Consider the following 12,468-nt stretch of genomic DNA (forward strand, 5'->3'; position numbering starts at 1 on the left):
CCCATGCTGATCGACTTCTTCTACACCCTGCGCGCAGCCAAGCTGCCCGTCTCCGTCAAGGAGTTTCTGGCCCTGCTGGAGGCGCTGGACGCAGGCATCATCGGCCCCAAGAGTGAAGACCGCTGGAGCCTGGATGACTTCTATCACCTGGGCCGCACCATCCTGGTCAAGGACGAGAAGCACTACGACAAGTACGACCGCGCTTTTTCCGCTTATTTCAAAGGCGTGGAAATGCTGGCCGACCTGACCAAGGAAATTCCGCAGGACTGGCTGCAAAAGCTGCTGGAGCGCGAACTCAGCCCCGAGGACAAGGCCAAGATTGAGGCCATGGGCTGGGATGAGCTGATGGAGACGCTCAAGAAGCGCCTGGAAGAGCAGAAAGAGCGCCACGAAGGCGGCAACAAATGGATTGGCACAGGCGGCACCAGCCCCTTTGGCCACGGCGGCTACAACCCGGCAGGCATTCGCATTGGCGGGCCGGGGCGCAACAAGAGCGCCGTCAAGGTGTGGGAGCAGCGCGCCTACCGCGACTATGACGACCAGCAGGAACTAGGCACACGCAATATCAAGGTGGCCCTGCGCCGCCTGCGCAAGTTTGCGCGCCAGGGCAGCGAGCTGGAGCTGGACCTGCCGGACACCATTCGCGCTACCGCTGCCAATGCGGGCTACTTGGATATCAAGATGATTCCCGAGCGGCACAACAATGTGAAAGTGCTGCTGCTGATGGATGTGGGCGGCACCATGGACGAGCACATTCAGCGCGTGGAAGAGCTTTTCTCTGCTGTGAAAAGCGAACTCAAACACCTGGAGTTCTATTACTTCCACAACTGCGTCTATGACTTCATGTGGAAAAACAACCGCCGCCGCTTTGCCGAGAAGTTTTCTACGTGGGACATCATCCGTAAATACAACAAGGACTACAAACTGATCTTTGTAGGAGATGCCACCATGAGCCCCTATGAAATCCTGCAGCCGGGCGGCTCGGTCGAGTACATGAACGAAGAACCCGGCGCCGAGTGGCTGCAGCGCCTGACCAATGCTTTCCCGCGTTTTGCCTGGATCAACCCCGAGCCGCAGGGCGTGTGGCAATACCGCCAGAGCATCAGCATCATTCAGCAGCTGATGGGCGACCGTATGTACCCCTTGTCTCTGAAAGGCTTGGAAGACGCCATGCGCATGCTGTCAAAATAGCAGCATGCCCCAGAACCTGCCCTTGAAAAAGCCGGCCTTGAGGCCGGCTTTGCTTTTGGGAGCCGCCTTGCTCCTCAGCGGTTGCAGCCTGCTTCCCTCCAAAGACAAAGAAGCCGATGCCATGGGCATCGACACCAGTGGCCCTCCTGCCTTCACACTGGAGGTTGAAGCCCCCAAAGACATGCGCGAGCTGCTGGAAAAGCACCTGGAGCTCAAGCGCTTTCGCTATCAGCCCGATCTGCAGCGGCGCGAACTCACGCGTCTGCTGGGCGCCACTGACGCCAACGTGCGCGAGCTGATCGGCACCATGGGCTATTTCAGCCCCACCGTCACCGTCGAGCTGACTGACACCCCCGAAGAAGGCGCCGAAGCGCCGCGCAAGGTGGTGGTCAAGGTGGACCCCGGCCCGCCCACCATCATCGAGCAGTCTGAAGTGAAATTCGTGGGGCCGAATGCCGAAGACGAACTGGGCCGATCTCAGCGCCTGACCATCGAAGAAACCTGGCCGCTGCATGTGGGCGAGCATTTCACGCAAAGCGCCTGGGGCGGAGCCAAGAGTGGTGGCCTCAAGGAATTGCAAAAGCGTCGCTACCCACTGGCACGCATTGAGCACAGCCTGGCCGATATTGACGCCGACACCAGCAAGGCCCGCATCAACGTGGCCTACGCCCCCGGCCCGGCCTACACCTTCGGTTCGTTGCAAATTGATGGAGCCCAGCGCTACGACCCCGTGCGCACCGCCCGCATTGCACGCCTGCCCGAAGGCAAGGAATACGACCAGCAAAGCCTGCTGGATGCACAGCAGCGCCTGGTCAGCAGCGGCTATTACGACTCGGTCTTTCTGACCCTTGCCGATGCCCCCCAGCCAAGCGAGAGCGTGGCGGCCGATGATGAAAAGCGCAAGGCCATGGCCAGCGAGGTGACTTCGCCCGTCATTGCCAAGGTGCGCGAGGCCAAGCTGCAGAAATGGGTTTTTGGTGTGGGTGCCAGCACCGATACCGGGCCACGGCTTTCCATAGACCATATCTACAACAAGGTGCCCGGACTGGACTGGCGCGCCGTCAGCAAGCTGCAGCTGGATACCAAGAACCCGCTGATCTCCACCCAGATCACCGGCCTGCCCGGTGAAGACATGTGGCGCTGGTTTGTGGGCGGCAAAGTCGAGCGAGCCCCCGCTGGTGACTTCAAGACCAACAGCGCCCAGCTGCGTTTTGGCCGCTCCAAGGCCGAAGAGCATATTGAGCGCAATATGTATCTGCAGTACGACTTCGCCAAGACACAGGGGCCGGACGCACCGCCCAGCGCCTCGTCGCTGCTGGGCAACTATGGCTGGACGGGGCGCTACTTCGACAGCCAGATATCGCCCTCCTCAGGCTTTGGCTTTGCCTTTGAGGTCGGCGCGGGCACCACACTGACCCCTCAGCGCACGCCATTTGGCCGGGCCACTGGCCGCTATCTGACACTGATTCCTATTGGCGAGCGTGACGAGGAAACCAAGCGCCGCAGCCGCTTGTCGCTGCGCGCCTCAGCAGGCGCCATCATGGCCAAGAAAGATGCCGACCTGCCCATGACACTGATGTTCCTCACCGGCGGCGACAACACCGTGCGTGGCTACGGCTATCAGAAGATCGGCTCGCGCGCCGATAACGGTCTGATCATCGGCGGGCGTTATCTGGCCACGGGCAGCGTGGAATGGCAGCGTCCCATCACCATCAAGGGCAATACCCGCGACTTCGAGCACGCTGTCTTCATGGACGCGGGCACAGTGGGTGACGAGCTCAATCACATGTACATGCGCGTCGGCGTGGGCACCGGCATCCGCTGGAAGAGCCCTGTCGGCCCGATTCAGGCTGACCTTGCCTATGGCTTGCAGGAAAAGCAGTTACGCCTGCACCTGCGTCTGGGCTTCACGTTCTAAACATGTCGGATCACAAGAATTCAGAGGGCGCAGCGCCCTCCACACCTGCCGCGCAGCCTGCGCCCCGCAAACGCCGCCGCTGGCTGCGCGCGCTGGGCTGGCTGTTCCTCACCCTCGTCCTGGTGGTCGTGCTGGCCGTGGGCGGCCTGCTGTGGTGGATTGGCCGCGATGATTCGCTGTCTGTCACCTTGCAGAAAGTGGCTGGCTGGCTGCCTGTGGAGCAAAGCCTTTCCGCCAAAGATGTCACAGGCTCGGTCAAAAACGGCGGCCATATCGGCTGGCTGCAATGGCAAAGCCCGACCATGAAGGTTGAAGTCAAGCAAGCCAAGATCGGCTGGCAGTTCCGCCCCCTGATTTTTTCGCGTGCGCTCAAGCTGGGTAATGTGCACATCGAATCGGTAGAGATCTCCAGCACACCAGACCCCGACAAAAAGCCCAGTGAGCCACTGCAGTCGCTGACGCTGCCCGTCAAGATCGAGCTGCCTTTTCAGGTCGATCGCGTGATCTGGAATGGCCCGCCCGAAGCCATTGTCGAAAACATCAACGGTATTTATGAGTACACCGGCAGCCACCATGAGCTGCAGATCAACAGCCTGCATGTTGCGGATGGCGACTACCAGGCGCTGGCACGCATACAGGGTGCGGCCCCCATGCAGACCAGCGTGGAGCTGCAAGGCAAGCTGAAAACGCCCAACCCGCTGCAAGCCAAAAGCGAAAACTCCACCGGCAAGCCAGCCGATTTGATTGATGTGCTGGCCAACGCACAGATCAAGGGCACGCTGGCCACGGAAGCGGCAGAGCTCAAAATCACCGCCCATGCTGAAGCCGCCATTCAAGCTGCCGATTCTCAAAATCAGGAGCAGGCATCGCAAGAAAGCAAGCCATCTGAAGCCAAGCCTGCCAAAAACCCAGCTACAGACAAGCGCAAGCCGCTAGAAAAATCAGAGCGGCCAGCCGCCTATGCGCCCCCCATGCTGGCCGATATTCAGGCCGCTATTGCCCCCTGGAAGCCTCAGCCCCTGCTGTCGGCCCAGGCCATGCTCAAAAATCTGGACGTTGCAGCCTTCTGGCCACAAGGCCCGCGCACAGCCTTGTCTGGTGAACTGCAAGCCGGCCCCGGCCCTGTGCAGCAGGCCGACTCTGCAAGCACCGTCGGCCAATCCCCCGAGCCCGGCACACCCAGCCAGCCATCCTGGGCACTGCGCACGCAGTTCAGCAACACCCTGCCCGGCCCGTGGGACAAGCAGCGCCTGCCGGTGCAAAATCTGCAGGCCCAGGTCCGTTTCAACAACGGCCAGTGGCTGGTGGACGAAGCCTTGATCGATATTGGCAAAGGCCAGATCAATCTGGGTGGCAACTTCATCCCCTCGGCGCAGATCTTTGAGGGTGAGCTGAAGGTCAAGCAGCTCAACCCTGCAGACCTGTACAGCAGCCTGGAAGCGGCTCCGCTGGACGGCAGTCTTGAAGCCCATACGCTGACGCCCCCTGTGCCCGTCAATCCGGCAGAAGCCGACGAAAAGCCAGCCATGGCCGTTGCGTTCTCTGCGGATCTGCATGCCGCTGGAAAGCCCACAGGCAAGGCCTTGCGCATTCAGACGCTGGCCACCAAAGGCCAGTGGCAGACACCGCTGCTGCAGCTGGAGACACTGAAGCTGGATGCGCTGCAAGCCAATATCGACGCCAAAGCCATCGAATTCAACACCGAAACACAGCAGGCCAAGGCCCAGCTCAAAGCCATGCTGCCCGGTGCCCAGCTGCAACTGGCGGGCCATATGGCGCCCAAGGATGGTCAGGGCAATGCCACGCTGCAGCTCAGCTCTCTGAACGCTTTGACGCAGTGGCTGGGACGACTGCCCGGCATGAAAAACCCGCTGGGCGGAGCCAGACTCGATGGCGCCGCCCAGGCCCAGCTGGACTGGCGCGGCGGCTGGGGCGGATTGCTGCAGCGGCTCAACGCCGCCCCCGGCGCAGCCCTGCCTGCCAGCGGCCTGCAGCTCAACGCCGCAGTGCAAAGCGATCAGATTCGCTATCAGGCAGCAGACGCTGCCGCAGACCAGGCCCTGCGCCTGAGCGGCATGCAGCTCAAGCTGAACGGCAGCCCCGAAAACGCCAGGCTGACACTGGCCGCTCTGGCACAGCAGGCAGACAAGTCGGTTCAGCTTGATACCGCTCTGCAGGCAGGTCTGGCCAGTGGCAAGGGCGCCGCCCCGCTGGACTGGCAAGCCAGTCTGGAAAAACTGCAGGCGCAGCTCAAGCTGGGCAAAGACAAGCCCGGCCCCTGGGCGCTGCAATTGCAGCCCGGCGCCCCGGTGCAGATCACGCAGCACACATCGGGCAAGACCGTGCTGAACACCGCCTGGCAAATCAGCGCAGGCAAGCTACAGATCACACCTCCGCGCGGCAATAGCAATGCAGCAGGCCAGAGCAGCACCCTGCCTGCAGCGCTGCTGGAATGGGATGGCAGCAACTTCACCAAGGCGGGCAACGGCCAGTTCGGCCTGCGCAGCACTGGGCGGGCTCAGGGCATTCCGCTGGCCTGGGTGGATGCCTTCAGCCTGGGGGACGATGAGCCACCACTGCAGGCGGCAGGCCTGTCTGGTGATCTGAGCTTCAATGGCCGCTGGGATGTGGACACCATGGGCCGCAACCTCAAGGCCGAGTTGCTGGTCGAACGCGCTGCGGGTGACTTGCGTCTGGCTGTGGACGACGGCGGCAGCGGCACCACCGTGATTCAGACCACCGGCCCCACCGCCAAGAGCGCTGGCGGCACCCGCACACGCACCATCAACGGTGCAGGCATGCGTGCACGCATCAAGCAGGCAAAACTGTCAGTGCGCGCAGAAGGCAGCAATGTCACCACCCAGCTGATCTGGGACAGCGAACGCGCAGGCACTGCGCAGGCGGATCTGCGCACCCAGCTCAGCTATGGCAAAGATGGCTGGATGCTGCCGCCCAATGCACCGCTGAGTGGCAAGGTCCACGCCAGCATGCCGGACATCGGCATCTGGGGCCTGTTTGCGCCACCGGGCTGGCGCGTGAAGGGAACGCTGGCAGCAGATGCCACGATTTCCGGCACCCTCAATGACCCGCAATGGCAGGGCAATATCAATGCAGATGCACTCAATATTGCGTCGCTGCTCGACGGCGTGGATCTGCAAGATGGCGTGCTGCGCGCCAAGCTGCAAGGCACGCGTCTGGATATCACCGAGTTCCGCATCAAAGGCGGCAAGGGCAGCAACACCCGCATCCTGGGCTATAGCGGCAACCTGACCTCCGCCCCCACCGAAGGCGGCTCGCTGGTGGGCAGCGGCTATGCCCAGTTCACCCCACCGGGCCAGAGTGGTGAGCCGGGCCTGAGCATGCATCTGCAGGCCAAGGCCAGCAAGCTGCAGGTGCTGGTGCGCGCCGATCGCCAGGTCAGCGTCTCGGGTGATCTGACAGCCAGCCTGCTGCAAGGCCAGTTCACGCTGCGCGGCGATCTGACGGTTGATCGCGCCTCCATCATCCTGCCCGAGGAATCTGCGCCATCGCTGGACAAGGATGTGGTCGTGCACTCTGCCGCATCGCGCAAGGCTGCGGAAGAAGCGCGCCTGAAGCAGGAGCGAGCCGACCGCAAGGAACAAGCCCGCGCCACGCCGCGCAAGCTGCCAGACATCCTGGTCAAGCTCAATATGGGCCGGGACTTTGCGCTGCAGGGCTTTGGCATCACAACCCGCCTGCGCGGCAATCTGGAAGTCAAGGGCGCCAGCTATCTCGGCGGGCCACCCAGCGTGACCGGCGAGATCCGCACCGAGCAGGGCCGCTACCGTGCCTGGGGCCAGTCGCTGGATGTGGACAACGGCCTGATCCGCTTCAACGGCCCCATGGCCAACCCTTCGCTGGACATCCTGGCCCTGCGCCCCAACATCACGGTCAAGGCCGGTGTACAGGTGCTTGGCACAGCCAGCGCACCCCGTGTGCTGCTGTACTCAGACCCCGATCTGCCAGATGCCGAAAAGCTCTCCTGGGTCGTCATGGGCCGTGACCCTACAACCGGCGGCGCCAGCAGCGCACTGCTGCAGCAAGCTGCCATGGCGCTGCTGGCAGGCGGCAACAGCAGCAGCGGCAAGATCGCTGGCAGCCTGGGCCTGGACGAAGTAGGTTTCAAGGGCGGCAGTGACGGCGACGCCGCAGGTGCCGCCCTGACCATGGGCAAGCGCCTCTCGGACAAGCTTTACCTGACATACGAGCAAAGCCTGTCCGGAGCCATGGGCATCATCTACATCTTCTACGACCTGTCGCGCAACCTCACGCTGCGCGCCCAGACCGGCGTCACCAGCGCGCTGGACTTGGTCTACACCGTGCGAAAGGACTAAGCATGAAAACCGCCTCTAGTCCATGTACAGAAAGCGCAAGCAGCTATCTTTTCTGATATGCCAGCAACACGCACAGCGCAGCAAATCGCAGCCGGCCTGCTCATCTCTGCCATTCAAAAAGAATGGATAGCAGAGATGGGCGAGCCCGCCGCCGCGCATAGCGAAGAGGCCATGGATCGCGCCCATGAAATGCTGCAGGCAGCAGCGCAGAATCGACTGCCCGAGTTGCTGCAAGATCGCAGCATTGCGGAGTTTCTGGGCTGCGACTGGGTAGCGACACACACCCAAGTGATACCCACCATCCAGGCGCTAAATCAGCACATCCAGGATCAACATCCTTGTGCCAAGCCCGGTGAGGCTGGCTAAGGCAGTTAGAATCCAGCGTCCCTCTCCATAGTTCAATGGATAGAACGAGTGCCTCCTAAGCGCTAGATACAGGTTCGATTCCTGTTGGAGGGACCAAATTCAAGGCCAGAAGGTGTATCACCTTCCGGCCTTTTTCTTTGTTCCTTCCTCAAGTCAAACATCGAGATAGGAAAGACAGTCAATCGGGTTGAAGACGCGGCCAAGACAAGGGAACCAAGACGGGCAACACCCGCACGGTGGAGCTGACTGCCAATGCCCCGGAAGCATTGCACCGTCAAAAAGCAGACAGCCACAAGAATGCCATTTATGTGTTTGAGACAGAGCAGGGCAAGCTTTTTGGATCCACGGACACTCCACTGGATGCATAGTGGCGCCCCGCTGTCAGCGCGCTGGGCCTGCGCTACCGCGATGCCCCGCAAACCCGCCACACCTTTGCGACCATGTGCCTGATGGCGGGCACCACGCCGAGATGGGTTGCCATGCAGATGGGGCACTCCATAGAGATGTTTTTCCGCGTGTACAGTCGATGGACTAAAGGTGCTGACTAGGGCGCCGAGCGCCGCAAACTGGATGCATTCATTGCGGGTAGCTAGGGCGTGTTCACATTAATAGTTGACTGCTCATGCAGGCGCTGACAATCCAGCGCCTGCATGTACATCTCTCGCTCTCAATTCAAGCGCATCCGCCATCTGTTACCTAAGCCCCGTGGCAGTCGTCGTATCAGCCACTATCGCTTGCTCAATGCGCTGGCTTACATGGCCAGTAACGGCTGTAAATGGCGCGCACTGCCAACTCGATTTGGCCCATGGCATACGATTTACATGCGTCTGTACCGATGGGCGCACAGCGGCGTTCTGGTGGAAGTACTTTCACATTTACAGCAGGACCGACTTAGCCAGTGGTGTGTCCAAGCGTTGAGTCTGGATTCAACCATCGTCAAAGTCCACCCTGATGGCTGCGGGGCTCGCAAAAAAACGGTCCACAAGCCATAGGCAGGAGCCGGGGTGGCTGGAGCAGCAAGATTCACATGGTGGCCGCCAGCTGTCGAGATGCTTTGGTATGGAGCCTGACAGCAGGCCAAGCCGGTGATGGCCCCGAAGGCCGTCACCTCATTGAAGTCATTGGCTGAGATAGCCCCCTGAATCTCCGGACACGGTCCATCGTTTATCTTTGAGACAGGCATAGGACTGTGCGTATGACTAGACATACAGAGACGATTGAGGTCATCACCCGAGACCAGCGCAGGCGACGCTGGTCGGCTACCGAGAAGGCGGCCTTGGTTCGCAAAACTTATGAGCCAGGCATGAGCATGTCGCTCGTAGCCCGCCAGGAGGGTGTGTCAGCGAGCTTGCTATTCACTTGGCGGCGCCTGGATCGTGAAGGCGCGCTGGTGGCCGTGAGCGCAGGCGAAGCGGTTGTGCCAGCTTCGGAACTGGCCGCAGCTCGCGCCGAGATCGCCAAGCTGCAACGTGTGCTGGGCAAAAAGACCTTGGAGAACGAGATACTCAAGGAAGCCGTGGAGCTCGCCGCCGCAAAAAAGTGGATTGCGCGCTCGCCCTTGTTGCCGGGGGACGACCAATGAAGTCGGTCTGCTCAGTGCTGGGCGTGGCGCGCTCGAATCTGTATGTGCGCCATCGCAGGCCCAGTGACTGGCGAGATGGCCGCAGTGGCCGTGCGCCAGCCCAGGATGAGGCATTGCTGGTCGATATTCGCCGCCACATTGCCGAGTTGCCCAGCTATGGCTATCGCCGCGCCGGTGCGCTGCTCAATCGAGAGCGACGTTCGCAAGGTCAACAGGTGCTGAACCACAAGCGCATCTATCGGGTCATGGCGCAGCATCGACTGCTGTTGCCCAAGGCGCCCAAGCGCCGGCATTCGAGCCGTGTTCACGATGGCCAGGTCAGTGTGCCGATGAGCAACATGCGCTGGTGCTCTGACGGCTTTGAGATCAAGTGCGATTCGGGCGAGACGGTCACAGCCACCTTCGCCAAGGACTGCTGCGACCGGGAGATCCTGGCCTGGCGAGCTTGGAAGGGCAAGGGGCTTGCGGGAGAGCCGGTGCGCGATATGCTGGTGGAAGCCGTGGAGCGGCGCTTTGGCACGGTTGAAGCCGTGCCCCTGGAGCATGAATTGGAGTTCCTCACCGACAACGGCAGCGCCTACATCGCGCACGAGACGCGTAGCATTGCTAGATCGCTGGGCTTGAAGCCGATCAACACGCCCGTGTGTAGCCCGCAGAGCAACGGCATGGCCGAGAGCTTCGTGAATACCTTCAAGCGGGACTACATGAGCCGTATGGACCTGCGTGACGCGCCGACGGTGCTGGTGCAATTGCCGGATGCGTTCGAGCACTTCAACGAAATCCACCCGCATTCGAGTTTGAAGATGATGTCGCCCAGGGAGTTCCGACGACGGCAGAATCGCCCCGCCCATCAGGGCTAACTTAGCGACTGGATGGTGTCCGGAACTACGGGGGCAAGATCATTGGCGTCCAAGACGCACCTGTGTATCTGCTGATGGACAGCGTCTACGGCGGCGGTGACTTGCGAGCTGAGGCACTGGAGCGCAACTTGATACCTGTCGTCCCTGCGCACCCACTGCGCAAACACCCTTGGCAATTGGACAAACGACGATACCGCCAGCGCAATGAGATCGAGCGCTTGTTCCGGCGGATCAAGGCTTACCGGCGCGTCTTCACGCGCTATGACAAGCTCGATGTTGTGTACGCGACCTTTATCTCAATGGCTTTGATTTGCGAACACCTGAGGTAATGTGAACACGCCCTAGTCGCCCCCCTCCCACAGTCATGATGCTATGTTGGTAACATGGCGCAATTCGGTGACAGATTGTTTTATTAGAAAACCACATGGCCAACGCTTACGCTCATATCAACCCTGCGATGCTCAGCTGGGCACGTGGTCGTGCGAGCCTCGCCGTTGAAGAAGCGGCCACAGCTGTCGGCGTTAAGCCAGAGACATACCAAAATTGGGAAAGTGGTGACGCGCAGCCAACATTCAGGCAAGCTCAGCTCGTCGCAAGCGCTTTACATGCGCCGTTCGGCTATCTCTTCCTGAGCGAAGCTCCTGAAGACGAGCCGACACTGCCTGATCTTCGGACCATCGGTGGACTGCCTGTACCGAGTCCCAGCATCAACCTTAAGGAAACCATCAAAAATGCGATGCAGAGGCAGGAATGGTTTGTCGAATTTCTGCAAGAACAAGGGGCCCAACCACTCCCATTCGTTGGACGTTTCAACATCCAGTCGAGCGTGGTGGAGGTTGCGAATGACATTCGTAATGTGCTGGGTGTTGCTGTTGAGCAAGGGCATGCTAGCTGGGAAGCCTATCAGCGTGAACTAATAGACGCATCTGAACGTGCTGGCGTGTTGGTGATGCGAAGCGGGATCGTCGGCAACAACACTCATCGGAAGCTTGACGTTGGAGAGTTCAGGGGCTTTGCAATTAGCCACCCACTCGCCCCGATCGTGTTCATCAACTCTACTGATGCGCCATCGGCCCGACTGTTCACGCTGCTGCATGAGCTTGCTCATATTTGGCTCGGCAGCAGCGGAATTTCTAACGCAGCGCCAAACAACACCAGACGTGAGGAAATTTTCTGCAATGCAGTCGCTGGCGAGTTTTTAGCTCCGTCGGCCATCTTTGCTCAGCTGTGGCCTATTAGCTCCCCAGAGTTGAATGTGCGAGTAGCGGAGTTGGCAAGGCGCTTCCATGTTAGTCGGCTTGTCATCATCCGCCGAGCACTAGACATGGGATTTGTGGATAGAGCTACCTACTCTGACTTTTATCTAGCTGAGCTGGCCGCTTTTCGCAATGCAGAAGGTGGAGGCGGTAATTTTTATCGCAACGCTGGAGCAAAGAACAGCGCACGCTTCGCTAAAGCGGTCATTGCAGAAGCATTCAGCGGTCGCTTACTGCTACGTGAAGCAGGTAGGCTGCTGGGTGTCCAGCCTTCAAAAATTCGTGAATTTGCGGGACAGCTTGGCGCATGAACTATTTGCTTGATTCCAACACTTTGATTGAAGCCAAGAACCGCTATTACCGGATGGCCGTCTGCCCTGCTTATTGGGCCTGGGTTCAGCGCAGTCATACCGCTGGTGTGGTTGCGAGCATAGAGCCTGTAGGTGCAGAGCTTCGTCGAGGCAATGATGAGCTTGCAGAATGGGCTAAGGGTCAAGCGGGACTGTTTCTTCCAGTATCGGATGACGCCACACAGCAAGCCTTCGTTCGTGTAGCTGCGCATGTGGCATCGCAGGTCGCAACAATGAAACCGGGCGCGCTAGAAGACTTTCTTGGAGGGGCGGACCCTTGGCTGCTAGCAAAGGCAATGACGATACCCGGCGCCGTCATCGTCACGCATGAACAGTTCAACCCGCAAACACGACGAAAGTACAGTATTCCAAACGTCTGCCAAGCTTTCGGCGTGCCGTGCATTGATACATTCGAGCTGCTAGGCCGGACCGATGCACGCTTTGTTCTGGCTGACTAAATTTCCAACTACTGTTCACCCCAAAAAGCCTGGGACATACAGTGGGACATGGAGTCTCATAAGGCCGGAGATCAACGAAGCTTGCCTATAGGAAATCCACTGCAGTTTCGTTCAAAAACTGCGGAAACCCAG

General features: G+C 60.1%; 9 protein-coding genes and 1 tRNA gene. All 10 read left to right on the plus strand.

The window, feature by feature from the left end; translation table 11 throughout:
* Positions 1–3: 3 nt before the first annotated feature.
* Positions 4–1,191 (plus strand): vWA domain-containing protein, encoded by a 1,188-nt coding sequence (locus tag JDW18_RS18115; RefSeq protein ID WP_218240942.1) that lies wholly within the window; start codon positions 4–6, stop codon positions 1,189–1,191.
* A 4-nt stretch (positions 1,192–1,195) separates the two neighbouring features.
* A complete protein-coding gene (locus tag JDW18_RS18120) occupies positions 1,196–3,109 on the plus strand; it encodes an autotransporter assembly complex protein TamA (RefSeq protein WP_218240945.1) in 1,914 nt (637 codons plus the stop codon).
* Positions 3,110–3,111: 2 nt separating this feature from the next.
* The gene (locus JDW18_RS18125; RefSeq protein ID WP_218240947.1) at positions 3,112–7,464 is read left to right on the plus strand and encodes a translocation/assembly module TamB domain-containing protein; all 4,353 of its coding nucleotides are present in this window, start codon (positions 3,112–3,114) and stop codon (positions 7,462–7,464) included.
* A gap of 57 nt (positions 7,465–7,521) precedes the next feature.
* Positions 7,522–7,830 carry a hypothetical protein gene (locus tag JDW18_RS18130; RefSeq protein ID WP_218240948.1) on the plus strand — a complete coding sequence of 103 codons (309 nt, stop codon included), beginning with the start codon at positions 7,522–7,524 and terminating at the stop codon, positions 7,828–7,830.
* A 21-nt stretch (positions 7,831–7,851) separates the two neighbouring features.
* Positions 7,852–7,926 (plus strand) — tRNA-Arg (locus JDW18_RS18135).
* Positions 7,927–8,480: 554 nt separating this feature from the next.
* On the plus strand, positions 8,481–8,822 hold the full coding sequence (locus JDW18_RS22890; RefSeq protein WP_218240950.1) for a transposase: 342 nt from the start codon (positions 8,481–8,483) through the stop codon (positions 8,820–8,822).
* A gap of 203 nt (positions 8,823–9,025) precedes the next feature.
* Positions 9,026–10,272, plus strand: a protein-coding gene (locus tag JDW18_RS18145) for an IS3 family transposase (RefSeq protein ID WP_425514748.1) whose coding sequence is annotated in 2 segments (ribosomal slippage) — positions 9,026–9,356 and positions 9,356–10,272 — 1,248 coding nt in all. Because the reading frame shifts where the segments join, the coding sequence is not laid out codon by codon here.
* Positions 10,273–10,334: 62 nt separating this feature from the next.
* On the plus strand, positions 10,335–10,601 hold the full coding sequence (locus tag JDW18_RS18150; RefSeq protein WP_218240953.1) for a transposase: 267 nt from the start codon (positions 10,335–10,337) through the stop codon (positions 10,599–10,601).
* A 95-nt stretch (positions 10,602–10,696) separates the two neighbouring features.
* The gene (locus JDW18_RS18155) at positions 10,697–11,839 is read left to right on the plus strand and encodes an XRE family transcriptional regulator (protein WP_246610063.1); all 1,143 of its coding nucleotides are present in this window, start codon (positions 10,697–10,699) and stop codon (positions 11,837–11,839) included.
* A complete protein-coding gene (locus tag JDW18_RS18160) occupies positions 11,836–12,336 on the plus strand; it encodes a DUF4411 family protein (protein ID WP_218240954.1) in 501 nt (166 codons plus the stop codon). The genes JDW18_RS18155 and JDW18_RS18160 overlap by 4 nt, the downstream gene beginning before the upstream one ends.
* The last annotated feature ends 132 nt before the right edge of the window (positions 12,337–12,468 follow it).

The sequence above is a fragment of the Comamonas fluminis genome, from assembly GCF_019186805.1.
GTDB classification, from domain to species: domain Bacteria; phylum Pseudomonadota; class Gammaproteobacteria; order Burkholderiales; family Burkholderiaceae_C; genus Comamonas; species Comamonas fluminis.